The sequence below is a fragment of the Escherichia sp. E13S3 genome (assembly GCF_004212325.1).
GTDB lineage: Bacteria > Pseudomonadota > Gammaproteobacteria > Enterobacterales > Enterobacteriaceae > Escherichia.
On the sequence record NZ_RHJR01000002.1, the window covers coordinates 70,242 to 95,234 of the forward strand.

The 24,993-nt window shown below is 52.6% G+C and carries 24 protein-coding genes, 1 other RNA gene and 1 pseudogene; 17 read left to right on the top strand and 9 right to left on the bottom strand.

Translation table 11 applies throughout. The features are described from left to right. Positions 1-16 precede the first annotated feature (16 nt). Together ssrS and zapA are read right to left on the bottom strand one after the other, a co-directional pair. A non-coding RNA gene (ssrS, locus tag D9597_RS01550) (6S RNA) lies at positions 17-200 on the bottom strand. A 41-nt stretch (positions 201-241) separates the two neighbouring features. After that, positions 242-571, bottom strand: coding sequence for a cell division protein ZapA (gene zapA, locus D9597_RS01555; RefSeq protein WP_001276008.1), 330 nt, complete (start codon positions 569-571; stop codon positions 242-244). Between the two features lie 167 nt (positions 572-738). Here zapA and ygfB point away from each other — a divergent pair, with 167 nt between their 5' ends. The 8 genes from ygfB (at position 739) to D9597_RS01600 (ending at position 10,990) form a co-directional block, all read left to right on the top strand. Then, positions 739-1,317 carry a UPF0149 family protein YgfB gene (gene ygfB / locus D9597_RS01560; protein ID WP_001295378.1) on the top strand — a complete coding sequence of 193 codons (579 nt, stop codon included), beginning with the start codon at positions 739-741 and terminating at the stop codon, positions 1,315-1,317. Positions 1,318-1,342: 25 nt separating this feature from the next. Then, positions 1,343-2,668, top strand: a complete 1,326-nt coding sequence (gene pepP, locus D9597_RS01565) for a Xaa-Pro aminopeptidase (protein WP_130221454.1) — start codon at positions 1,343-1,345, stop codon at positions 2,666-2,668. Further along, a complete protein-coding gene (ubiH, locus tag D9597_RS01570; RefSeq protein ID WP_130221455.1) occupies positions 2,665-3,843 on the top strand; it encodes a 2-octaprenyl-6-methoxyphenyl hydroxylase in 1,179 nt (392 codons plus the stop codon). The genes pepP and ubiH overlap by 4 nt, the downstream gene beginning before the upstream one ends. A 22-nt stretch (positions 3,844-3,865) precedes the next feature. Then, a complete protein-coding gene (gene ubiI, locus D9597_RS01575; RefSeq protein WP_130221456.1) occupies positions 3,866-5,068 on the top strand; it encodes an FAD-dependent 2-octaprenylphenol hydroxylase in 1,203 nt (400 codons plus the stop codon). A gap of 445 nt (positions 5,069-5,513) precedes the next feature. Then, on the top strand, positions 5,514-6,608 hold the full coding sequence (gene gcvT / locus D9597_RS01585) for a glycine cleavage system aminomethyltransferase GcvT (protein WP_000068701.1): 1,095 nt from the start codon (positions 5,514-5,516) through the stop codon (positions 6,606-6,608). A 23-nt stretch (positions 6,609-6,631) separates the two neighbouring features. Then, the gene (gene gcvH / locus D9597_RS01590; RefSeq protein WP_001307993.1) at positions 6,632-7,021 is read left to right on the top strand and encodes a glycine cleavage system protein GcvH; all 390 of its coding nucleotides are present in this window, start codon (positions 6,632-6,634) and stop codon (positions 7,019-7,021) included. Between the two features lie 118 nt (positions 7,022-7,139). Then, a complete protein-coding gene (gene gcvP, locus D9597_RS01595) occupies positions 7,140-10,013 on the top strand; it encodes an aminomethyl-transferring glycine dehydrogenase (RefSeq protein WP_130221457.1) in 2,874 nt (957 codons plus the stop codon). A gap of 233 nt (positions 10,014-10,246) precedes the next feature. Then, positions 10,247-10,990, top strand: coding sequence for an SDR family oxidoreductase (locus D9597_RS01600; RefSeq protein WP_130221458.1), 744 nt, complete (start codon positions 10,247-10,249; stop codon positions 10,988-10,990). A gap of 56 nt (positions 10,991-11,046) precedes the next feature. Here D9597_RS01600 and bglA read toward each other — a convergent pair whose 3' ends face one another. Next, positions 11,047-12,480 carry a 6-phospho-beta-glucosidase BglA gene (gene bglA / locus D9597_RS01605; RefSeq protein WP_165383525.1) on the bottom strand — a complete coding sequence of 478 codons (1,434 nt, stop codon included), beginning with the start codon at positions 12,478-12,480 and terminating at the stop codon, positions 11,047-11,049. Positions 12,481-12,524: 44 nt separating this feature from the next. Between bglA and yqfB the strand changes: the two genes are divergently transcribed. Together yqfB and D9597_RS01615 are read left to right on the top strand one after the other, a co-directional pair. Continuing rightward, a complete protein-coding gene (gene yqfB, locus D9597_RS01610) occupies positions 12,525-12,836 on the top strand; it encodes a N(4)-acetylcytidine aminohydrolase (protein ID WP_130221460.1) in 312 nt (103 codons plus the stop codon). 163 nt (positions 12,837-12,999) lie between these two features. Further along, positions 13,000-13,659, top strand: a complete 660-nt coding sequence (locus D9597_RS01615; RefSeq protein WP_130217956.1) for a hemolysin III family protein — start codon at positions 13,000-13,002, stop codon at positions 13,657-13,659. A 195-nt stretch (positions 13,660-13,854) separates the two neighbouring features. On the opposite strand, the gene ygfZ is transcribed toward D9597_RS01615, so the two are convergent. Further along, positions 13,855-14,835, bottom strand: a complete 981-nt coding sequence (gene ygfZ / locus D9597_RS01620) for a tRNA-modifying protein YgfZ (protein ID WP_130221461.1) — start codon at positions 14,833-14,835, stop codon at positions 13,855-13,857. A gap of 251 nt (positions 14,836-15,086) precedes the next feature. Between ygfZ and sdhE the strand changes: the two genes are divergently transcribed. Beyond that, positions 15,087-15,353, top strand: a complete 267-nt coding sequence (gene sdhE / locus D9597_RS01625; protein ID WP_000354046.1) for an FAD assembly factor SdhE — start codon at positions 15,087-15,089, stop codon at positions 15,351-15,353. Continuing rightward, positions 15,334-15,741, top strand: a complete 408-nt coding sequence (locus tag D9597_RS01630; protein ID WP_064529790.1) for a protein YgfX — start codon at positions 15,334-15,336, stop codon at positions 15,739-15,741. Before sdhE ends, D9597_RS01630 begins: the two co-directional genes overlap by 20 nt. Positions 15,742-15,780: 39 nt before the next feature. Here the strand turns inward: D9597_RS01630 and fldB are convergent, their stop codons facing one another. Further along, positions 15,781-16,302 (bottom strand): flavodoxin FldB, encoded by a 522-nt coding sequence (fldB, locus tag D9597_RS01635; protein WP_130217948.1) that lies wholly within the window; start codon positions 16,300-16,302, stop codon positions 15,781-15,783. Positions 16,303-16,413: 111 nt separating this feature from the next. Here fldB and xerD point away from each other — a divergent pair, with 111 nt between their 5' ends. The 5 genes from xerD (at position 16,414) to lysS (ending at position 22,500) form a co-directional block, all read left to right on the top strand. Further along, the gene (xerD, locus tag D9597_RS01640; protein WP_064529792.1) at positions 16,414-17,310 is read left to right on the top strand and encodes a site-specific tyrosine recombinase XerD; all 897 of its coding nucleotides are present in this window, start codon (positions 16,414-16,416) and stop codon (positions 17,308-17,310) included. A gap of 24 nt (positions 17,311-17,334) precedes the next feature. Then, complete coding sequence (gene dsbC / locus D9597_RS01645; RefSeq protein ID WP_130217946.1) at positions 17,335-18,045, top strand: bifunctional protein-disulfide isomerase/oxidoreductase DsbC; 711 nt, start codon at positions 17,335-17,337, stop codon at positions 18,043-18,045. Between the two features lie 5 nt (positions 18,046-18,050). Beyond that, the gene (gene recJ / locus D9597_RS01650) at positions 18,051-19,784 is read left to right on the top strand and encodes a single-stranded-DNA-specific exonuclease RecJ (RefSeq protein WP_130221462.1); all 1,734 of its coding nucleotides are present in this window, start codon (positions 18,051-18,053) and stop codon (positions 19,782-19,784) included. A 90-nt stretch (positions 19,785-19,874) separates the two neighbouring features. Next, positions 19,875-20,973, top strand: a protein-coding gene (prfB, locus tag D9597_RS01655) for a peptide chain release factor 2 (RefSeq protein WP_096179399.1) whose coding sequence is annotated in 2 segments (ribosomal slippage) — positions 19,875-19,949 and positions 19,951-20,973 — 1,098 coding nt in all. Because the reading frame shifts where the segments join, the coding sequence is not laid out codon by codon here. Positions 20,974-20,982: 9 nt separating this feature from the next. Next, positions 20,983-22,500, top strand: coding sequence for a lysine--tRNA ligase (gene lysS / locus D9597_RS01660; RefSeq protein ID WP_000003071.1), 1,518 nt, complete (start codon positions 20,983-20,985; stop codon positions 22,498-22,500). Between the two features lie 63 nt (positions 22,501-22,563). Here the strand turns inward: lysS and D9597_RS23500 are convergent. From D9597_RS23500 to uacT, 4 genes and pseudogenes are all read right to left on the bottom strand, one after another. After that, a pseudogene (locus D9597_RS23500) lies at positions 22,564-22,662 on the bottom strand (hypothetical protein); the annotation flags it as partial. A 57-nt stretch (positions 22,663-22,719) separates the two neighbouring features. After that, the gene (gene idi, locus D9597_RS01670; protein ID WP_130221463.1) at positions 22,720-23,268 is read right to left on the bottom strand and encodes an isopentenyl-diphosphate Delta-isomerase; all 549 of its coding nucleotides are present in this window, start codon (positions 23,266-23,268) and stop codon (positions 22,720-22,722) included. A 122-nt stretch (positions 23,269-23,390) separates the two neighbouring features. Beyond that, entirely contained in the window at positions 23,391-23,516 is a 126-nt protein-coding gene (locus D9597_RS01680; RefSeq protein ID WP_130217940.1) for a hypothetical protein, read from the bottom strand. Between the two features lies 1 nt (position 23,517). Next, positions 23,518-24,966: a urate/proton symporter UacT gene (gene uacT / locus D9597_RS01685; RefSeq protein WP_130221464.1), complete on the bottom strand. Its 1,449-nt coding sequence runs from the start codon at positions 24,964-24,966 to the stop codon at positions 23,518-23,520. Positions 24,967-24,993: the final 27 nt, after the last annotated feature.

Here is a 24,993-nt window from a genome sequence, read left to right on the forward strand (position 1 = left end):
GTGCCAGATTAAGAAGGGAATCTCCGAGATGCCGCCGCAGGTTGTAACCCTTGAACCCTTGGTTCAAGGTGAATGTGTCGTCGCAGTTTTAAGGCTTCTCGGACGGACCGAGCATGCTCACCAACCACGGAGCGCCACATTCTTGTGGTATGAAATATCGGCTCAGGGGACTGGCCCGCTTGCGAACATCTCAGAGAAATTTTGTCTTCACGGTTACTCTACCACAGTAAACCGGAAAGTGTCATTCAAAGTTTTGGTTCGTTTTTTCGGTGATGCGACCTTGTTCAAGTAACGCTTGTTCGATGGTCTGTTGCAGCATCCGAATACGCTGTTCCATACTTGCCGCGTAGTCACGAGTCTTCGCTTTTTCTTGCGCTAACTCGTAGCTGATATTCAATGCGGCAATGAAAACCAACTGTTCAGTATTTGTGACTCTAGTGCGTTCTTTCAGATCTTGCAACCGTTGGTTCAGATCGTCCGCAGCCTGATTCAACGCATCCCTTTGGTCAGGCGGGCAGTTCACACGCAGTGAACGGCCAAAAATTTGGATATCGACGGGTTGTGCAGACATGCCACCTTCCTGCTGATTGACTGCGCTGCCTTCGCCTTCAGACCTTTGGTCTGCGAAGGGGCGAAACTATAGCTACCCTGGTGCAATGAGACAAGCCCTTTTCTGGTCCACCAGGGTCCAAAGTGATAGCATATCATGAATCTTCCTCCCTTTGATGCCGAATGCTTATGTCAATACAGAACGAAATGCCTGGTTACAATGAAATGAACCAGTATCTGAACCAACAAGGGACAGGTCTGACCCCTGCTGAGATGCATGGTTTAATCAGTGGGATGATATGTGGCGGTAATGATGACAGCTCCTGGCTGCCGCTGCTTCACGACCTGACGAACGAAGGTATGGCTTTCGGGCATGAACTTGCCCAGGCATTGCGCAAAATGCACTCTGCCACCAGTGATGCCTTGCAAGATGACGGCTTCCTTTTTCAGCTTTATCTGCCTGATGGCGATGACGTTAGCGTTTTCGATCGCGCTGATGCGTTGGCAGGCTGGGTAAATCACTTCCTGCTCGGTCTTGGCGTCACTCAGCCGAAGCTGGATAAAGTGACCGGTGAAACTGGCGAAGCCATTGACGATCTGCGTAACATCGCGCAACTGGGCTACGACGAAGACGAAGATCAAGAAGAGCTGGAAATGTCGCTTGAAGAGATCATCGAGTACGTCCGTGTTGCCGCGCTGTTATGCCACGACACCTTTACTCATCCGCAACCGACCGCACCAGAAGTACAAAAACCAACTCTACACTAAAAACAAAAAACGTAAGGAGAGTGTTATGAGTGAGATATCTCAGCAGGAATTTCAGCGCCGCCGTCAGGCCCTGGTGGAGCAAATGCAACCCGGCAGCGCCGCGCTGATTTTTGCGGCACCAGAAGTGACCCGTAGCGCCGACAGCGAATACCCCTATCGTCAGAACAGCGACTTCTGGTACTTCACCGGCTTTAATGAACCGGAAGCGGTGCTGGTGCTGATTAAAAGCGATGACACTCATAACCACAGCGTTTTGTTTAACCGCGTGCGCGACCTGACGGCGGAGATCTGGTTTGGCCGTCGTTTAGGGCAGGATGCCGCGCCAGAGAAACTGGGCGTTGATCGCGCTCTGGCGTTCAGCGAAATCAATCAGCAACTTTATCAACTACTTAATGGTCTGGATGTGGTTTACCACGCCCAGGGCGAATATGCATATGCTGATGAAATCGTGAATAGTGCGCTGGAAAAACTGCGTAAAGGCTCGCGGCAAAATCTCACCGCGCCAGCAACGATGATCGACTGGCGTCCCATTGTTCATGAAATGCGCCTGTTCAAATCGCCGGAAGAGATTGCCGTACTTCGCCGCGCGGGTGAAATCACCGCCCTGGCGCATACCCGGGCGATGGAAAAATGCCGTCCGGGGATGTTCGAGTACCATCTGGAAGGCGAAATTCACCACGAATTCAACCGCCACGGTGCGCGCTATCCTTCCTATAACACCATTGTCGGCAGTGGTGAAAACGGCTGCATTCTGCATTACACCGAAAACGAGTGTGAACTGCGCGACGGCGACCTGGTGTTGATTGATGCTGGTTGTGAATATAAAGGTTACGCGGGCGATATCACCCGTACCTTCCCGGTCAACGGCAAATTCACCCAGGCCCAGCGCGAAATCTACGACATTGTGCTGGAATCTCTCGAAACCAGCTTGCGTCTGTATCGTCCGGGAACCTCCATTCAGGAAGTCACCGGGGAAGTTGTGCGTATCATGGTTAGCGGCCTGGTAAAACTCGGCATCCTCAAAGGTGATGTTGATGAACTGATCGCTCAGAACGCACATCGTCCTTTCTTTATGCATGGCCTTAGCCACTGGTTAGGACTGGATGTCCATGATGTGGGCGTTTATGGCCAGGAGCGCTCGCGCATTCTTGAACCAGGTATGGTACTGACCGTAGAGCCCGGTCTGTATATTGCGCCGGATGCGGATGTACCAGAACAATATCGTGGGATCGGCATTCGTATTGAAGACGACATTGTGATTACCGAAAACGGCAACGAAAACCTCACCGCCAGCGTGGTGAAAAAGCCGGAAGAAATTGAAGCGTTGATGGCAGCTGCGAGAAAGCAATGAGCGTAATCATCGTCGGTGGCGGCATGGCGGGCGCGACGCTGGCGCTGGCTATTTCCCGGTTAAGTCACGGGACGCTGCCGGTACATTTGATTGAAGCGACCGCGCCAGAGTCTCATGCTCATCCGGGCTTTGATGGACGGGCTATTGCGCTGGCGGCGGGTACCTGTCAGCAACTGGCGCGCATTGGCGTCTGGCAATCTCTGGCTGATTGCGCAACCGCCATCACCACCGTGCATGTCAGTGATCGCGGTCATGCCGGATTCGTCACCCTCGCCGCAGAAGATTACCAACTGGCGGCGCTGGGGCAGGTTGTCGAATTGCATAATGTCGGGCAGCGGCTGTTTTCGCTGTTGCGCAAAGCGCCTGGCGTAACGGTGCATTGCCCGGATCGCATTGCTAATGTTGTTCGTACCCCAGCTAACGTTGAAGTGACGCTGGAGAGTGGCGAGACGCTGACGGGCCGCGTGCTGATAGCCGCTGATGGCACCCATTCAGCGTTAGCCACTGTGTGCGGCGTTGACTGGCAGCAGGAGCCCTACGAACAACTGGCTGTGATTGCGAACGTTGCGACTTCCGTTGCGCACGAAGGCCGCGCTTTTGAACGCTTTACGCAACATGGCCCGCTGGCGATGTTGCCGATGTCTGAAGGACGCTGTTCGCTGGTCTGGTGTCATCCACTGGAACGGCGCGAAGAAGTGTTGGCGTGGAGCGACGAGAAGTTTTGCCGTGAACTCCAGTCAGCCTTTGGCTGGCGACTGGGGCAAATTACCCACGCCGGTAAACGCAGTGCTTATCCGCTGGCGTTAACCCGCGCCGCCAGACCGATTACCCATCGCACCGTGCTGGTGGGCAATGCGGCGCAAACCCTGCACCCGATTGCCGGGCAAGGATTTAACCTCGGTATGCGTGATGTGATGAGCCTTGCGGAAACCCTGACCCAGGCGCAGGAGCGCGCAGAAGACATTGGTGATTACGGCGTATTATGCCGTTATCAGCAGCGTCGGCAGAGCGATCGCGAAGCAACCATCGGCGTCACGGACAGTCTGGTACATCTTTTTGCCAACCGTTGGGCGCCGCTGGTTGTCGGGCGCAACATCGGACTGATGACGATGGAATTATTCACCCCGGCACGCGATGTGCTGGCGCAGCGCACCCTCGGTTGGGTGGCGCGTTGAAGGCGGTTTTAAGGAATAAACAATGCAAAGTGTTGATGTAGCCATTGTTGGCGGCGGCATGGTGGGGTTGGCGGTTGCCTGCGGCTTACAGGGGAGCGGCTTACGCGTTGCCGTACTGGAGCAGCGCGTACCGGAACCTCTGGCGGCGGATGCACCACCACAACTGCGCGTTTCGGCTATCAATGCCGCCAGCGAAAAATTACTCACCCGTCTTGGCGTCTGGCAGGACATCCTCTCTCGCCGAGCCAGCTGTTATCACGGTATGGAAGTGTGGGATAAAGACAGTTTTGGTCACATCTCGTTTGACGATCAAAGCATGGGCTATAGCCATCTTGGGCATATCGTTGAAAACTCAGTGATTCATTACTCGCTGTGGAACAAAGCACAGCAGTCATCAGATATCACCCTGCTGGCCCCCGCAGAATTACAGCAGGTCGCCTGGGGGGAAAACGAAACCTTCCTGACGCTGAAAGATGGCAGCATGTTAACGGCGCGTCTGGTAATTGGTGCGGACGGCGCTAATTCCTGGTTGCGCAACAAGGCCGATATTCCGCTGACTTTCTGGGATTATCAGCATCACGCGCTGGTGGCGACCATTCGCACGGAAGAACCGCATGATGCGGTGGCGCGGCAGGTTTTCCATGGCGAAGGCATTCTGGCCTTTTTACCGCTTAGCGATCCGCATCTTTGCTCGATTGTCTGGTCACTGTCGCCAGAGGAAGCGCAGCGGATGCAGCAGGCAGGGGAAGACGAATTTAATCGCGCGTTAAATATCGCTTTTGATAATCGCCTGGGCTTATGCAAGGTTGAGAGCGAGCGTCAGGTGTTTCCGCTGACGGGGCGTTATGCGCGCCAGTTTGCCGCGCACCGTCTGGCGCTGGTGGGCGACGCCGCGCATACCATCCACCCGCTGGCGGGGCAGGGGGTAAATCTCGGCTTTATGGATGCTGCAGAGCTGATTGCTGAACTGAAACGGTTGCACCGTCAGGGTAAAGACATCGGGCAGTACATTTACCTGCGTCGCTATGAGCGTAGCCGTAAGCACAGCGCAGCGCTGATGCTGGCAGGTATGCAGGGCTTTCGCGATCTGTTTTCCGGTACCAATCCGGCGAAAAAACTGCTGCGTGATATTGGTCTGAAACTGGCCGACACGCTTCCTGGCGTTAAACCACAACTTATCCGCCAGGCAATGGGATTAAACGATTTGCCTGAATGGCTGCGTTAAAAATTTCTCCTCTGTTGTTTATTTGATACCCATCACACTTTCATCTCCCGGTTTTTTCGCCGGGAGATTTTCCTCATTTGAAATAAACTAATTTCACCCGCAATTTCGCATTATATTTTCTAATGTCGTTAATTTTTGATTTAGTGATATTTGACAATTTTTTAGTTCTTAATATCGCTTTATTCAAAACTGTTTTATTAATTCGTTATGTTTGTTTGCTGGTATCGTGTTATTTGGTTTTTTGTCCTGTTGTCATTTTTGCGGTTTTTAACCATAAGCTAATGTGATGATCAATTTTTCCTTATGGTTAACCGTCTGTTTCGGTGGTAAGTTCAGGGAAAAGAGAACGATTGCGTTGGGGACCGGGAGTGGCTCCAGTGCTGGGTTTCGTGGTGACAATTTCACCGCGAAAAGTTGTCAGCCCCGCTTATTCAATGAGGACAAGATGGCACAACAGACTCCTTTGTACGAACAACACACGCTTTGCGGCGCTCGCATGGTGGATTTCCACGGCTGGATGATGCCGCTGCATTACGGTTCGCAAATCGACGAACATCATGCGGTACGTACCGATGCCGGAATGTTTGATGTGTCGCATATGACCATCGTCGATCTCCGCGGCAGCCGCACCCGGGAGTTTCTGCGTTATCTGCTGGCGAACGATGTGGCGAAGCTCACCAAAAGCGGCAAAGCCCTTTACTCGGGGATGCTGAATGCCTCTGGCGGTGTGATAGATGACCTCATCGTCTACTACTTCACTGAAGATTTCTTCCGCCTCGTTGTTAACTCCGCCACCCGCGAAAAAGACCTCTCCTGGATTACCCAACACGCTGAACCTTTCGGCATCGAAATTACCGTTCGTGATGACCTTTCCATGATTGCCGTACAAGGGCCGAATGCGCAGGCAAAAGCTGCCACACTGTTTAATGATGCCCAGCGTCAGGCAGTGGAAGGGATGAAACCGTTCTTTGGCGTGCAGGCGGGCGATCTGTTTATTGCCACCACCGGTTATACCGGTGAAGCGGGTTATGAAATTGCGCTGCCCAATGAAAAAGCGGCCGATTTCTGGCGCGCGCTGGTGGAAGCGGGCGTTAAGCCATGCGGCCTGGGCGCGCGTGACACGCTGCGTCTGGAAGCGGGCATGAATCTTTATGGTCAGGAGATGGACGAAACCATTTCTCCTTTAGCCGCCAACATGGGCTGGACTATCGCCTGGGAACCGGCAGATCGTGACTTTATCGGCCGTGAAGCTCTGGAAGTGCAGCGTGAGCATGGCACAGAAAAATTAGTTGGTCTGGTGATGACCGAAAAAGGCGTGCTGCGTAATGAACTGCCGGTACGTTTTACCGACGCGCAGGGCAACCAGCATGAAGGCATTATCACCAGCGGTACTTTCTCCCCGACGCTGGGTTATAGCATTGCGCTGGCGCGCGTGCCGGAAGGTATTGGTGAAACAGCGATTGTGCAAATTCGCAACCGTGAAATGCCGGTTAAAGTGACGAAACCTGTTTTTGTGCGTAACGGCAAAGCCGTCGCGTGATTTACTTTTTTGGAGATTGATTGATGAGCAACGTACCAGCAGAACTGAAATACAGCAAAGAACACGAATGGCTGCGTAAAGAAGCCGACGGCACTTACACCGTTGGCATCACCGAACACGCTCAGGAGCTGTTAGGCGATATGGTGTTTGTTGACCTGCCGGAAGTGGGCGCGACGGTTAGCGCGGGCGATGACTGCGCGGTTGCCGAATCGGTAAAAGCGGCGTCAGACATTTATGCGCCAGTAAGCGGTGAAATCGTGGCGGTAAACGACGTACTGAGCGATTCCCCGGAACTGGTGAACAGCGAACCGTATGCAGGCGGCTGGATCTTTAAAATCAAAGCCAGCGATGAAAGCGAACTGGAATCACTGCTGGATGCGACCGCATACGAAGCACTGTTAGAAGACGAGTAACGGCTTTAATCCTCTTCTGCGGGAGAGGATCAGGGTGAGGGAAATTTACGTCTCACCCTCACTCTCTTCGCAAGGAGAGAGGTTCACAATTCACTGCACGTTTCAGGAACCATCGCTCATGACACAGACGTTAAGCCAGCTTGAAAACAGCGGCGCTTTTATTGAACGCCATATCGGACCGGACGCCGCGCAACAGCAAGAAATGCTGAATGCCGTTGGCGCACAATCGTTAAACGCGCTGACCGGCCAGATTGTGCCGAAAGATATTCAGCTTGCGACTCCGCCGCAGGTTGGCGCACCGGCGACCGAATACGCCGCGCTGGCGGAACTCAAGGCTATTGCCAGTCGCAATAAACGCTTCACGTCTTACATTGGCATGGGTTACACCGCCGTGCAGTTGCCGCCGGTTATTCTGCGTAACATGCTGGAAAATCCGGGCTGGTATACCGCGTATACTCCGTATCAACCTGAAGTCTCCCAGGGCCGCCTCGAAGCACTGCTCAACTTCCAGCAGGTAACGCTGGATTTAACCGGGCTGGATATGGCTTCGGCTTCTCTTCTTGACGAAGCCACTGCTGCCGCCGAAGCAATGGCGATGGCGAAACGCGTCAGCAAACTGAAAAATGCCAACCGCTTCTTCGTTGCTTCTGACGTTCATCCGCAAACGCTGGATGTGGTTCGCACCCGTGCCGAAACCTTTGGTTTTGAAGTGATTGTCGATGACGCGCAAAAAGTGCTCGATCACCAGGAGGTGTTCGGCGTGCTGTTACAGCAGGTCGGTACGACGGGCGAAATCCATGACTACACTGCGCTTATCAGCGAACTGAAATCACGCAAAATTGTGGTCAGCGTCGCCGCCGATATTATGGCGCTGGTGCTGTTAACCGCGCCGGGTAAACAGGGCGCGGATATTGTTTTTGGTTCGGCGCAACGCTTTGGTGTGCCGATGGGCTACGGTGGCCCGCACGCGGCATTCTTTGCGGCGAAAGATGAATACAAACGCTCAATGCCGGGCCGTATTATCGGTGTATCGAAAGATGCAGCTGGCAATACCGCGCTGCGCATGGCGATGCAGACTCGCGAGCAACATATTCGCCGTGAGAAAGCGAACTCCAACATTTGTACTTCCCAGGTACTTCTGGCAAACATCGCCAGCCTGTATGCCGTTTATCACGGCCCGGTTGGCCTGAAACGTATCGCTAATCGCATCCACCGTCTGACCGATATTCTGGCGGCGGGCCTGCAACAAAAAGGTCTGAAGCTGCGCCATGCGCACTATTTCGACACTTTGTGTGTGGAAGTGGCAGACAAAGCGGGCGTACTGGCGCGTGCCGAAGCGGCTGAAATCAACCTGCGTAGCGATATTCTGAACGCGGTTGGGATCACCCTTGATGAAACCACCACGCGCGAAAACGTGATGCAGCTTTTCAGCGTGCTGCTGGGCGATAACCACGGGCTGGACATAGACACGCTGGACAAAGACGTGGCTCACGACAGCCGCTCTATTCAGCCTGCGATGCTGCGCGACGACGAAATTCTCACCCATCCGGTGTTTAATCGCTACCATAGCGAAACCGAAATGATGCGCTATATGCACTCGCTGGAGCGTAAAGATCTGGCGCTGAATCAGGCGATGATCCCGCTGGGTTCCTGCACCATGAAACTGAACGCCGCCGCCGAGATGATCCCAATCACCTGGCCGGAATTTGCCGAACTGCACCCGTTCTGCCCGCCCGAGCAGGCCGAAGGTTATCAGCAGATGATCGCGCAGCTGGCTGACTGGCTGGTGAAATTGACCGGTTACGACGCCGTCTGTATGCAGCCGAACTCTGGCGCACAGGGCGAATACGCGGGCCTGCTGGCGATTCGTCATTATCATGAAAGCCGCAACGAAGGGCATCGCGATATCTGCCTGATCCCGGCTTCTGCGCACGGAACTAACCCCGCTTCTGCACATATGGCAGGAATGCAGGTGGTGGTTGTGGCTTGTGATAAAAACGGCAACATCGATCTGGCTGATCTGCGCGCGAAAGCGGAACAGGCGGGCGATAACCTCTCCTGTATCATGGTGACCTATCCGTCCACCCACGGCGTGTATGAAGAAACGATCCGTGAAGTGTGTGAAGTCGTGCATCAGTTCGGCGGTCAGGTTTACCTTGATGGTGCGAACATGAATGCTCAGGTTGGCATCACCTCGCCGGGCTTTATTGGCGCAGACGTTTCGCACCTCAACCTGCATAAAACTTTCTGCATTCCGCACGGCGGTGGTGGTCCGGGTATGGGACCGATCGGCGTGAAAGCGCATCTTGCACCGTTTGTACCGGGTCATAGCGTGGTGCAAATCGAAGGCATGTTAACCCGTCAGGGCGCGGTTTCTGCGGCACCGTTCGGTAGCGCCTCTATCCTGCCAATCAGCTGGATGTACATCCGCATGATGGGCGCAGAAGGGCTGAAAAAAGCAAGCCAGGTGGCAATTCTTAACGCCAACTATATTGCCAGCCGCCTGCAGGATGCCTTCCCGGTGCTGTATACCGGTCGCGACGGTCGCGTGGCGCACGAATGTATTCTCGATATTCGCCCGCTGAAAGAAGAAACCGGCATCAGCGAGCTGGATATTGCCAAGCGCCTGATCGACTACGGTTTCCACGCGCCGACCATGTCGTTCCCGGTGGCGGGTACGCTGATGGTTGAACCGACTGAATCTGAAAGCAAAGTGGAACTGGATCGCTTTATCGACGCGATGCTGGCTATCCGCGCAGAAATTGACCAGGTGAAAGCCGGTGTCTGGCCGCTGGAAGATAACCCGCTGGTGAACGCGCCGCACATTCAGAGCGAACTGGTCGCCGAGTGGGCGCATCCGTACAGCCGTGAAGTTGCAGTATTCCCGGCAGGCGTGGCAGACAAATACTGGCCGACGGTGAAACGTCTGGATGATGTTTACGGCGACCGTCACCTGTTCTGCTCCTGCGTACCGATTAGCGAATACCAGTAATTTACTGATTCGACTATCTTCTAAAGGCGCTTCGGCGCCTTTGACACTGATGTCAAACTCAACATTGCCTGATGCACTTCGTTTATCAGGCCTACATAGTCTGTGCAATGTATTGAATTTGCACGATCTTGTAGGCAGGATAAGGCGTTCACGCCGCATCCGGCATAATAAAAGTACTTTGTCATCAATAATTTGAAAGGCGCTTTGGCGCCTTTATTTTTTGGGAAAAACAAATGGCTACAGCACTTGTGACCGGTGGCAGTCGCGGCATCGGGCGGGCAACTGCATTACTGTTGGCGCAAGAAGGGTATACGGTGGCGGTTAATTATCAACAAAACCTCCACGCGGCGCAGGAAGTGGTGAACTTAATAACGCAAGCCGGTGGCAAGGCATTTGCACTCCAGGCGGATATCAGCGACGAAAACCAGGTCGTCGCGATGTTTACAGCAATCGATCAGCACGATGAACCGCTAGCCGCGCTGGTCAATAACGCCGGGATCTTGTTTACCCAGTGCACCGTAGAAAACTTTACCGCAGAGCGAATCAACCGGGTACTTTCCACCAACGTGACGGGTTTTTTTCTCTGCTGCCGCGAAGCAGTAAAGCGTATGGCGCTAAAAAACGGCGGTAATGGCGGTGCTATCGTCAATGTCTCTTCAGTGGCCTCACTGCTGGGATCGCCGGGAGAATACGTTGATTATGCGGCATCGAAAGGGGCGATTGATACGTTAACCACCGGACTGTCTCTGGAAGTCGCTGCGCAAGGAATTCGCGTTAACGGCGTGCGGCCAGGGTTTATTTATACCGAAATGCACGCCAGCGGCGGTGAACCCGGACGCGTAGATCGCGTCAAGTCGAACATCCCCATGCAGCGCGGCGGACAGGCGGAAGAGGTCGCGCAGGCCATCGTCTGGCTGTTAAGTGATAAAGCCTCTTATGTCACGGGAAGTTTTATCGATTTGGCGGGTGGAAAATAAAACAGGAAAGTTATCTGACCGGATGCAACGAGTATTGCATCCGGTACTTCATCGACTTAAAGCTTCTCGCCGTTGCTGGCAATCACTTCTTTGTACCAGTCAAAGCTCTTCTTACGTGAACGCGACATATCGCCAGTACCGTCGTCATGTTTATTCACATAGATAAAGCCGTAGCGTTTGCTGTACTGCCCGGTAGTGAATGACACGCAGTCGATGCAGCCCCACGGCGTGTAGCCCATCAGATCTACGCCATCGTAAGTCACCGCTTTTTTCATCTCTTCGATATGGGCGCGCAGGTAATCAATGCGGTAGTCGTCGTTGATGCTGCCGTCTTCTTCCACTTTGTCGTAAGCGCCAAAACCGTTTTCGACAATAAACAGCGGCTTCTGGTAACGCTCATACAATTCGCATAGCGCGTAACGCAGACCCACAGGATCAATCTGCCAGCCCCAGTCAGATGCTTTAACATACGGGTTCGGTACGCTGCCTTCAAAACCAGAGATCGCATCGCCGGTGCCGCCTTCGGCCTTCACTGCGTTGGTCATGTAATAGCTGAAACCAAGATAATCGCAGGTGCCTTCGCGCAGCGCATCCAGATCGCCGTCTTCCATTTTGATGTTAAATCCGCGACGCTCCCACTCGTTCAACACATAGGACGGGTAATAGCCACGCAGCTGCACATCGGTAAAGACGTAGCGTTCGCGCATCGACTCCTGGGCAAACATCACATCGTCCGGGTTACAGGAGTAAGGATAGAGCGGCACCATCGCCAGCATACAGCCGACTTTCATCTCCGGGTTAATGCGACGCGCGGCTTTCACCGCCAGGGCGCTGGCGACAAACTGGTGATGCAGCACCTGATACATCGTCTCTTCCGGGTTTTCATGCTCGGTATACACCACGCCGGAGCAGCAGTAACCGAACAGCGGCGCACGCCAGTTACGCTGGTTGTTAATTTCGTTGAAGGTCATCCAGTATTTGACTTTATGCTTATAGCGTTCAAATACCACTTCCGCGAAACGGACAAAGAAATCAACCACTTTACGGTTGGTCCAGCTACCGTATTGCTGCACCAGATGCAGCGGCATTTCAAAGTGGGAGAGGGTGATCACCGGTTCGATGTTGTATTTCAGCAGTTCATCGAACATATCATCGTAGAACTTCAGCCCTTCTTCGTTTGGCTGAGCTTCATCGCCTTTTGGAAAAATGCGTGTCCAGGCGATGGAAGTCCGAAAACATTTGAAGCCCATTTCGGCAAATAGCTTGATGTCTTCCTTGTAGTGACCATAAAAATCAACGGCTTCATGGTTCGGATAGTATTTGCCCGGTAAGACTTCTTTGGTGATTTCGCGCGGCACGCCGTGTGCGCCACCGGTCAGAACGTCACAAATGCTCGGCCCTTTGCCGCCTTTGTTCCAGCCGCCTTCGACCTGATGAGCGGCTACTGCGCCGCCCCATAAGAAATCTTTCGGTAAGGTGAGTTTTTTCACTATCATAGGCTCCAAATGAGTCAATTCTTACAGGAAATAGTACCATGCAGCCAAACGACATCACTTTTTTTCAACGTTTCCAGGATGACATTCTGGCTGGGCGTAAAACCATCACCATCCGCGACGAGTCTGAATCGCACTTTAAAACGGGCGATGTGCTTCGCGTCGGGCGCTTTGAAGATAACGGCTATTTTTGCACCATTGAAGTTACCGCAACTTCAACCGTAACGCTGGATACTCTCACAGAAAAACATGCACAACAGGAAAATATGACCCTGCCTGAACTGAAAAAAGTCATTGCCGACATCTATCCTGGTCAGACACGGTTTTATGTAATTGAATTTAAATGCCTTTAAGTTGAACTCACGCCTGTTAGTTGAAATTTAACATTTAATTTCATGATTTTTCGGAGATTACTCTCAAATCAGAATTTATTTTAGCTAACAGGTGTTCACTGGAACTATTCTCAGTTACGCTGGAGAAGTGTTCACGTGCGTGTACGTTTCTCCGGAGTAAGTTATGGTTCAGAAGCCTCTCATTAAGCAGGGATATTCGCTGGCAGAGGAAATTGCCAACAGCATCAGTCACGGCATTGGGCTGGTGTTTGGTATCGTTGGGCTGGTGTTGCTACTGGTTCAGGCGGTGGATCTCAATGCCAGTGCCACAGCGATAACCAGTTACAGCCTCTATGGCGGCAGTATGATCCTGCTGTTCCTCGCTTCGACGCTTTATCACGCCATTCCTCATCAACGGGCAAAAATGTGGCTGAAGAAATTTGACCATTGCGCCATTTACTTGTTGATTGCCGGAACCTACACGCCGTTTTTGCTGGTGGGGCTGGATTCTCCGTTAGCGCGCGGGTTGATGATTGTTATCTGGAGCCTGGCATTGCTGGGGATTCTGTTCAAACTGACCATCGCGCACCGATTCAAAATTTTATCTCTGGTGACTTATCTGGCGATGGGCTGGCTGTCACTGGTGGTGATTTATGAAATGGCAGTTAAGCTCGCGGCGGGCAGCGTTACCTTACTGGCGGTAGGCGGTGTGGTTTACTCGCTTGGGGTGATTTTCTACGTCTGCAAACGCATCCCCTACAACCACGCCATCTGGCACGGCTTTGTACTCGGCGGTAGTGTGTGCCATTTCCTGGCGATCTATTTGTATATTGGACAGCCGTAATGGCTGTGCCTTTGTCGGCCTGAAAAGACACACCAGCGTCGCATCAGGCATCGGAGCGCAACTGCCGGATGCGGCGTGAACGCCTTATCCAGCCTACGGGCCGCTTCCCACTTGTGAAAAAGGCACCAAGTTGAAGGCCTGATAAGACGCGCCAGCGTCGCATCAGGCAATAGATGCCCGAAGCGATACAGCGATTTACTCTTCCAGCGAATACGGCAGCGGCTCGATACGCAATGTATTCGCATCGTCGCGCACGCGGAAGATGCTGTCCGGTTCCATATCGTTATTCATGACGACCTGTACCACGACCTGACCATCTTCCAGTTTTACCGCAGCCAGCACCGTACCAGTACGACGCCAGTTCTCGCCCATTTTCAGCTCTAAGTCTTCACCAGCTTCCGGCAGTCGGCTGGCACTACCTGTCAGCAACCAGAGCGCGCGTTTGTTGGCACCACGGAATTTTGCTCGTGCCACCATCTCTTGTCCGGTATAGCAGCCTTTCTTAAAGCTGATACCGCCCAGCGCCTGGAGGTTGGTCGCCTGTGGGATAAACTGCCCGCTGTTGGCGGCATCAATCACCGGAAAACCTGCTTCAATGTTTAATGCCAGCCACTGTTGGCTATTGTTCAGTTCCGCTTCACCGCGCAGTTTATCGGTCAGCATATTGGCAGTAGCTTCATCGGTTACGATCAGAAAACGTTCTGCCGGATGTTCAAACCATAGCAGTGTGGTCGCACCTTCTCTGACTACCTGTTTTTCCTTCGAAGGCATTTCTCTGAAGAGATTTTCCAGCGCGGCGCGTGCCTGAAAACCGGCAACACCGAGCAGCACACGTTCATCGTCTGGCACGATGGTCACTTTAGAAAACACCGCATATTTTTTCAGTTCAGTCAGCTGCGAATCACGCACGCTGCGGCGTTCAATCCATGCAAAGCCGTCGCCATCGCGGAACAGACGCAAATTGCTCCACATTTTACCTTTGGCGTCGCAATGCGCGGCGAGCAAATGCTGGTCTTCTGACATCTGGCTGACGTCTGCTGTCACCTGACCCTGCATATATTTTTCGCTGTCCGCGCCAGTAATGGTGGCAAGCGCCCAGTCATCAAGCGTCATCAGCGTCAGTGGTAAACGGGCAGAAGCCATAGGCTGACGGGGAGGAAAAGGTGTAAAAGCCATAATGGAGTCCTGTGTAACAAACGGCGTATTAATGACTAATGGTAAAAGAGCTATGAGGCAATGCAAGTGCTTTCACTACGCGATCTGTGCCTTCTGATATGCTTTGCGAGGCGACATCCAAAAAAATGAAGCTATTGAATTGTTGCGGATTAATTTCGCGATCGCGATTGTGTTTACCGATATTCCCGCAAAAGAAGTCGAAAAACACGTTACAATAGCCAGGTACTGGATTTTCGTGAGACAGGAAGAAGATGGACATTAACAACAAAGCCCGCATTCATTGGGCATGCCGCCGTGGTATGCGCGAACTCGATATTTCAATCATGCCGTTTTTCGAACATGAGTACGACAGCTTAAGTGATGACGAAAAACGCATCTTTATTCGTCTGCTGGAATGCGACGACCCGGACCTGTTCAACTGGCTGATGAATCACGGTAAACCGGCCGATGCAGAACTGGAAATGATGGTCCGACTTATCCAGACACGGAACCGGGAACGTGGTCCTGTGGCAATCTGATCTGCGCGTCTCCTGGCGCGCACAGTGGCTTTCCTTGCTGATTCATGGGCTGGTTGCCGCTGTTATTTTACTCATGCCCTGGCCGCTCAGTTACACCCCGTTATGGATGGTGTTGCTTTCGCTGGTGGTGTTTGATTGCGTTCGCAGCCAGCGGCGCATTAATGCTCGTCAGGGGGAAATTCGCCTGTTGATGGACGGGCGTTTGCGTTGGCAAGGACAGGAGTGGAGCATCGTCAAAGCGCCATGGATGATTAAAAGCGGTATGATGTTGCGTTTACGCGCTGATAGTGGCAAACGTCAACATTTATGGCTGGCAGCAGACAGCATGGACGAAGCCGAATGGCGGGATTTACGGCGAATTTTGTTGCAACAAGAGACGCAAAGGTAAACATGACGGCAACGCTAATGCGCAAAGCCGTCAGTCACATCAGGCGTAATACTCTGCCATTTCGTTAAGGATTTGCTCACACCAGCTCTGAATACGCTCGTCGCTAAGGTCATACTGGTTAGTTTCATCCAGCGCCAGACCCACGAACAGCTGTCCGTCAGCAATCACCGGTTTCGGGCTGGTAAACTCATATCCTTCCGTTGGCCAGTAGCCGACGAACTTCACGCCTTTGGTCGAGAGTTTGTCATGCAGCATGCCGAGCGCATCAAGGAACCACTCGCCGTATCCCAGCTGATCACCAAGCCCATATAACGCAACAATTTTACCGTCGAGGTTCAGGTCGTCGAGCTGATCCCAGACGGCTTCCCAGTCTTCCTGGATTTCGCCAAAATCCCAGGTCGGGATACCCAGAATGAGCACATCGTACTGCTCCATTAATTTCGGGGAGTCGTCCTTGAGGTTATGTAAGGTCACCAGTTCTGGGCCGATAATATCGCGGATTTTTTCCGCCGCCATTTCGGTGTAACAGGTGCTGGAACCGTAAAAAAGACCCATATTCATAACGTAAGCTTCTCGATTCTGCTGTGGCTTTTGCGGCTAGTGTATCAGAATCGCTTTAGTCACGGCACAATAAGGCATAATGGATCAAACGAGTAACGATAAGGGGCGCAAGTGAAACAAGATCTGGCACGCATCGAGCAGTTTCTGGATGCCCTGTGGCTGGAAAAAAATCTCGCCGAAAATACGTTGAACGCATACCGTCGCGATCTGTCAATGATGGTGGAGTGGTTGCATCATCGTGGGCTGACGCTGGCAACGGCACAAAGTGACGATTTGCAGGCATTACTGGCAGAACGGCTGGAGGGCGGGTATAAAGCCACCAGTTCAGCGCGTTTGCTGAGTGCAGTGCGCCGATTGTTCCAGTATCTTTATCGCGAAAAATTTCGTGAAGACGATCCCAGTGCGCATCTGGCTTCGCCGAAATTGCCCCAGCGTTTGCCGAAAGATTTAAGCGAAGCGCAGGTTGAAAGATTATTACAGGCACCTTTAGTCGATCAGCCTCTGGAGCTTCGCGATAAAGCCATGCTCGAAGTGCTGTATGCTACCGGGCTGCGTGTCTCGGAACTGGTTGGGCTGACAATGAGCGACATTAGTCTGCGCCAGGGCGTGGTACGGGTCATTGGTAAAGGCAACAAAGAGCGTCTTGTGCCGTTAGGTGAAGAGGCGGTCTACTGGCTGGAAAACTATCTGGAACACGGGCGACCATGGCTATTGAACGGTGTGTCGATTGACGTGCTGTTTCCCAGCCAGCGCGCTCAGCAGATGACGCGCCAGACCTTTTGGCACCGCATTAAACATTATGCCGTGCTGGCGGGTATCGATAGCGAAAAGCTGTCACCGCATGTGTTGCGTCATGCCTTTGCCACTCATTTGTTAAATCATGGTGCGGACCTACGCGTGGTGCAGATGTTGTTGGGCCATAGCGATCTCTCCACCACGCAAATTTATACGCATGTCGCTACCGAGCGTCTGCGGCAACTTCATCAACAGCATCACCCACGGGCGTGATGTCTGAAAAGAACGGGAAGATTTATGAAGAAAGGTTTTATGTTGTTTACTTTTTTGGCGGCGTTTTCAGGCTTTGTTCAGGCGGATGACGCGGCAATTCAACAAACGTTAGCCAAAATGGGCATCAAAAGCAGCGATATTCAGCCCGCACCCGTGGCTGGCATGAAGACAGTTCTGACTAACAGCGGTGTGCTGTACATCACCGATGATGGTAAACATATCATTCAGGGGCCAATGTATGACGTTAGCGGCACAGCTCCGGTCAATGTCACCAATAAGATGCTGTTAAAGCAACTGAACGCGCTTGAAAAAGATATGATTGTTTATAAAGCGCCGCAGGAAAAACACGTCATCACCGTGTTCACCGATATTACTTGTGGCTACTGCCACAAGCTGCATGAGCAGATGGCAGACTACAACGCGCTGGGGATCACCGTGCGTTATCTCGCTTTCCCGCGCCAGGGGTTGGAGAGCCAGGCTGAGCAACAAATGAAAGCCATCTGGTGTGCGAAAGATAAAAACAAAGCGTTTGATGATGTGATGGCGGGTAAAAGCGTCGCGCCAGCCAGTTGCGACGTGGATATTGCCAACCATTACGCGCTTGGCGTCCAGCTTGGCGTCAGTGGTACTCCGGCAATTGTGCTGAGCAACGGTACTCTGGTGCCGGGCTACCAGCCGCCGAAAGACATGAAAGAATTCCTCGACGAACACCAGAAAATGACCAGCGGTAAATAATTCGCGTGAAACAACAGATAAAACTTCGTCGCCGTGAAATCGATGAAACGGCAGACCTGCCTGCTGATCTGCCGCCCTTGCTGCGTCGTTTATACGCCAGCCGGGGCGTGCGTAGCGCGCAGGAACTGGAACGCGGTGTTAAAGGCATGCTGCCCTGGCAGCAACTGAGCGGCGTCGAAAAGGCCGTTGAGATCCTTTACAACGCTTTTCGCGAAGGAACGCGGATAATTGTGGTCGGAGATTTCGACGCCGACGGCGCCACCAGTACCGCCCTTAGCGTGCTGGCGATGCGTTCGCTTGGCTGCGCCAACATCGACTTCCTGGTGCCGAACCGTTTTGAAGACGGTTATGGCTTAAGTCCGGAAGTGGTTGAGCAAGCGCATGCCCGTGGCGCGCAGTTGATTGTGACGGTGGATAACGGCATTTCCTCTCACGCGGGCGTTGAACATGCTCGCACGCTGGGCATTCCGGTTATTGTTACCGATCACCATTTGCCGGGCGATACGTTACCCGCGGCGGAAGCCATTATTAACCCTAACTTGCGTGACTGCGACTTTCCATCGAAGTCACTGGCAGGCGTAGGCGTCGCATTTTATCTGATGCTGGCGCTGCGCACCTTTTTGCGCGATCAGGGCTGGTTTGATGAGCGTGGCATTGCAATCCCTAATCTGGCGGAATTGCTGGATCTGGTAGCGCTCGGGACGGTGGCGGACGTGGTGCCGCTGGATGCGAATAACCGTATCCTGACCTGGCAGGGGATGAGTCGCATCCGTGCCGGGAAGTGCCGTCCGGGGATTAAAGCTCTGCTGGAAGTAGCAAACCGCGATCCGCAAAAACTCGCCGCCAGCGATTTAGGTTTTGCGCTGGGGCCACGTCTCAATGCTGCCGGGCGACTGGATGATATGTCCGTCGGAGTAGCGCTGTTGCTGTGCGACAACATCGGCGAAGCGCGTGTGCTGGCAAATGAACTCGACGCCCTAAACCAGACGCGCAAAGAGATTGAACAGGGAATGCAGGTTGAGGCGCTGACTCTGTGCGAGAAACTGGAGCGCAGTCGCGACACGCTGCCCGGCGGGCTGGCAATGTATCATCCTGAATGGCATCAGGGGGTTGTCGGTATTCTGGCTTCGCGTATTAAAGAGCGTTTTCACCGTCCGGTTATTGCGTTTGCGCCTGCGGGTGATGGTACGCTGAAAGGTTCCGGTCGCTCCATTCAGGGGCTGCATATGCGTGATGCGCTGGAGCGATTAGACACACTCTACCCCGGCATGATGCTCAAGTTTGGCGGCCATGCGATGGCGGCAGGCCTGTCGCTGGAAGAGGATAAATTCGAACTTTTTCAGCAACGCTTTGGCGAACTGGTTACCGAGTGGCTGGACCCCGCATTATTACAGGGTGAAGTCGTCTCCGACGGCCCGTTAAGCGCTGAAGAGATGACCATGGAAGTGGCGCAGCTGCTACGTGATGCTGGCCCGTGGGGGCAGATGTTCCCGGAACCATTGTTTGATGGCCATTTCCGCCTGCTGCAACAGCGGTTGGTAGGCGAGCGTCATTTGAAGGTGATGGTCGAACCGGTCGGCGGCGGTCCACTGCTGGATGGTATTGCTTTTAATGTCGATACCGCCCTCTGGCCGGATAACGGCGTGCGCGAAGTGCAACTGGCGTACAAGCTCGATATCAACGAGTTTCGCGGCAACCGCAGCCTGCAAATTATCATCGACAATATCTGGCCAATTTAGCGTCATCTTCTCTATAAAAAAGAGCGTGGATTGGGTACAATCCCGCTCTTATCACCGCATTTTGACTAGCTCAATAAAAGAAATCAGACCATGTTTGAAATTAATCCGGTAAATAATCGCATTCAGGACCTCACGGAACGCTCCGACGTTCTTAGGGGGTATCTTTGACTATGACGCCAAGAAAGAGCGTCTGGAAGAAGTAAACGCCGAGCTGGAACAGCCGGATGTCTGGAACGAACCCGAACGCGCACAGGCGCTGGGTAAAGAGCGTTCCTCCCTCGAAGCCGTTGTCGACACCCTCGACCAAATGAAACAGGGGCTGGAAGATGTTTCTGGTCTGCTGGAACTGGCTGTAGAAGCTGACGACGAAGAAACCTTTAATGAAGCCGTTGCTGAACTCGATGCCCTGGAAGAAAAACTGGCGCAGCTTGAGTTCCGCCGTATGTTCTCTGGCGAATATGACAGCGCCGACTGCTACCTCGATATTCAGGCGGGATCTGGCGGTACGGAAGCACAGGACTGGGCGAGCATGCTTGAGCGTATGTATCTGCGCTGGGCAGAATCGCGTGGTTTCAAAACTGAAATCATCGAAGAGTCGGAAGGTGAAGTGGCGGGTATTAAATCCGTGACGATCAAAATCTCCGGCGATTACGCTTACGGCTGGCTGCGTACAGAAACTGGCGTTCACCGCCTGGTGCGTAAGAGCCCGTTTGACTCCGGCGGTCGTCGCCACACGTCGTTCAGCTCCGCGTTTGTTTACCCGGAAGTTGATGATGATATTGATATCGAAATCAACCCGGCGGATCTGCGCATTGACGTTTATCGCGCGTCCGGCGCGGGCGGTCAGCACGTTAACCGTACCGAATCTGCGGTGCGTATTACTCACATCCCGACCGGGATCGTGACCCAGTGCCAGAACGACCGTTCCCAGCACAAGAACAAAGACCAGGCCATGAAGCAGATGAAAGCGAAGCTTTATGAACTGGAGATGCAGAAGAAGAATGCCGAGAAACAGGCGATGGAAGACACCAAGTCCGACATCGGCTGGGGCAGCCAGATTCGTTCTTATGTCCTTGATGACTCCCGCATTAAAGATCTGCGCACTGGGGTAGAAACCCGCAACACGCAGGCCGTGCTGGACGGCAGTCTGGATCAATTTATCGAAGCAAGTTTGAAAGCAGGGTTATGAGGAACCAACATGTCTGAACAACACGCACAGGGCGCTGACGCGGTAGTCGATCTTAACAATGAACTGAAAACGCGTCGTGAGAAGCTGGCGAACCTGCGCGAGCAGGGGATTGCCTTCCCGAACGATTTCCGTCGCGATCATACCTCTGACCAATTGCACGCAGAATTCGACGGTAAAGAGAACGAAGAACTGGAAGCGCTGAACATCGAAGTTGCCGTTGCTGGCCGCATGATGACCCGCCGTATTATGGGTAAAGCCTCCTTCGTGACCCTTCAGGACGTTGGCGGTCGCATTCAGCTGTACGTTGCCCGTGACGATCTCCCGGAAGGCGTTTACAACGAGCAGTTCAAAAAATGGGACCTCGGCGACATCCTCGGCGCGAAAGGTAAGCTGTTCAAAACCAAAACCGGCGAACTGTCTATCCACTGCACCGAGCTGCGTCTGCTGACCAAAGCACTGCGTCCGCTGCCGGATAAATTCCACGGCTTGCAGGATCAGGAAGCGCGCTATCGTCAGCGTTATCTGGATCTCATCTCTAACGATGAATCCCGTAACACCTTTAAAGTGCGCTCGCAGATCCTCTCTGGTATTCGCCAGTTCATGGTGAACCGCGGCTTTATGGAAGTTGAAACGCCGATGATGCAGGTGATCCCTGGCGGTGCCGCTGCGCGTCCGTTTATCACCCATCACAACGCGCTGGATCTCGATATGTACCTGCGTATCGCGCCGGAACTGTACCTCAAGCGTCTGGTGGTCGGTGGCTTCGAGCGTGTATTCGAAATCAACCGTAACTTCCGTAACGAAGGTATTTCCGTACGTCATAACCCAGAGTTCACCATGATGGAACTCTATATGGCTTACGCAGATTACAAAGATCTGATCGAGCTGACCGAATCGCTGTTCCGAACTCTGGCACAGGATATTCTCGGTAAGACGGAAGTGACCTACGGCGACGTGACGCTGGACTTCGGTAAACCGTTCGAAAAACTGACCATGCGTGAAGCGATCAAGAAATATCGCCCGGAAACCGACATGGCGGATCTGGACAACTTCGACTCTGCGAAAGCGATTGCTGAATCTATCGGCATCCACGTTGAGAAGAGCTGGGGTCTGGGTCGTATCGTTACCGAGATCTTCGAAGAAGTGGCAGAAGCACATCTGATTCAGCCGACCTTCATTACTGAATATCCGGCAGAAGTTTCTCCGCTGGCGCGTCGTAACGACGTTAACCCGGAAATCACTGACCGCTTTGAGTTCTTTATCGGTGGTCGTGAAATCGGTAACGGCTTTAGCGAGCTGAACGATGCCGAAGATCAGGCGCAGCGCTTCCTGGATCAGGTTGCCGCGAAAGATGCAGGCGACGACGAAGCAATGTTCTACGACGAAGATTACGTCACCGCACTGGAACATGGTTTGCCGCCGACAGCAGGTCTGGGTATTGGTATCGACCGTATGGTTATGCTGTTCACCAACAGCCATACCATCCGCGACGTTATTCTGTTCCCGGCGATGCGTCCGGTAAAATAAGCATTACGTTATGCTCACAACCCCGGCAAATGTCGGGGTTATGACTGTTGGCAAATGCAAAATTGCCTGATGCGCTACGCTTATCAGGCCTACATCGCCTCTGCAATATATTGCATTTTCACGACTTTGTAGGCCGGATAAGGCGTTCACGCCGCATCCGGCATAAAACAGCGAGCACATTGTCAGCAATCTGTTACCTCGGCAACCGTCGGAGTTTTTTTATTTAATCTGGGTAAATGCAGATAATCGTTTTCTGGCTTCGCGATTTGTCGCCTGCATCACCATCCACGGACTGAACGCCCACGGCGTAGCATCAATAGCGCGTAAAACATCTGATAAATCACACCATTGATAATCCATCACTTCATCACCGTTGGGCTGTAACGCGCTGGTAATTCGTGCGGCAAAGACTGGACACATTTCATTTTCGACAATGCCATTCGGGTCAGTGGCGCGATAGTGGAAGTCTGGATAAACCGATTCGGGTGACGTTATTTCCACGCCCAGTTCATAGCGGCAACGGCGGATTACCGCCTCTTCATTGCTTTCGCCCAGTTGCGGATGACCGCACACCGAGTTAGTCCACACGCCTGGCCACGCTTTTTTGCTTAGTGCGCGGCGGGTAACCAGCAGTTGTCCCTTAGCATTAAATAGCCAGCAGGAGAACGCGAGATGTAAGGGGGTGTCTGCCGTGTGTGCGGCATATTTTTCCAGCGTACCCGAGGGGACTCCCTGTGCATTCAGTAAAATGACGTGTTCCGTTTGCATAATTTCTCACATGTAATTCTAATCACTCGTTATTATAGATAACTGAAGAGTCAAATGATTAACCAAGTGAGTGTTTATCGGCATCCGCCCGTTTTGAACGGATGCTGACAGAGAAAGGTCATTTAAAAAAGCAGCATCATATATTTGAAGCGACTTTCAATAGCCATTGCCACGCAGTCAGAAATGACAGGAATGGAGATCATTAAGAGTAATAACAGACTGAATATAGTGCGTATTAATAGGTTCATATCATTCACCATGCTCATTTTTCTTTAGCTTGCGCATCAAAAGCCACATACGCACTGTTCTGACTTTTAAATCTTTATCAGAGACAGATTCCTTCACCAGATCGGCATGATGCTGATAACCATTGAAAAAGACATTCAGCACCACCGCGCTGATAGTCGCCAACATAATGCCGCTATGTAACAACGGTTGCAGTACCGCCGGTAACTTAGAAAAGAAATCATGAGAAAGCGTTGGGGTCATACCCACGCCAAGGCTAATAGCCACGATATACAGGTTGTAGCGGTTGGTGGTGTAGTTACAGCGCGACAGAATGCGGATCCCCGTCGCCAGCACCATACCGAACATTACTAATCCTGCACCGCCTAGTACAAATTGCGGAATGGAAGCCACCAGCACCGCCATTTTGGGCACCATCCCGAACATGATTAATATAATCCCGGAAGAGATACACACCCAGCGACTGTGAACGCGCGTCACGCTGACCAGGCCAACGTTTTGCGAAAAGGAAGTATGCGGGAAGCTGTTAAACGTGCCGCCAATCATTGTCCCTATGCCATCTACCCGTAGCCCGCGAATAATGTCTTGTGAAGAAAGTTTTCTACCGACAATTTCCCCCAATGCCAGGAACATCCCCATCGACTCAATAAATACGATGATTAACACTGCGGTCATGGTCAGAATGGAAACGGGATCGAAAATCGGCATACCAAACGACATCGGCGTAACAATCGCAAACCATGAAGCATCATGTAGCCCGGATAAATTGACTTCATTCATCATCCACGAAAGTAAAAAGCCAAATACAATCCCCAGTAATACGGCGACGTTGGACATAAATCCTTTCGCATAGCGAGTAATGAGCAAGATAAAAATTAAGACGGCAAAGGAGATACCTAAATAAACGGGATTACCATATTGCGGATTCCCTTTACCTCCGGCGGCCCAGTCAATACCCACCTGAATGATGCTAAGCCCGATAGAAGTAATAACCACACCGGTAACCAGTGGCGGAAATAAAGGCATCAAGCGACCGATAAGTGGCGCTAATAATGTGGTGATAAAACCCGCGGCGATAGTGGCACCAAAAATCCCCAGCAGGCCGATATCCGGGTTCATCCCAATGGCAATCATTGGCGTTACAGCCGCAAAAGTCACCGACATAATCACCGGCAGGCGAATCCCCATAAAGCGACCAATGCCGATACATTGCAATAATGTGACGATACCGCAGCAAAAGAGATCGGAGCTAATCAGCATTGCGATAGCTTCTTTCGAGAGTCCGAGTCTGTCACCAATCATCAGTGGGACGGCGACTGCGCCCGCGTACATAACAAGGACGTGTTGCAGACCGAGTATGATCAGCTTTCCTGGTGATAATATGCGGTCCACCTCATCCGTTGGGCGGTCTTGCCCTGAAGATGAGGGAATTTGAGAATCTATGGCGCTCATCAGTCTTTCTCCTTTCGCTCGCCAGAG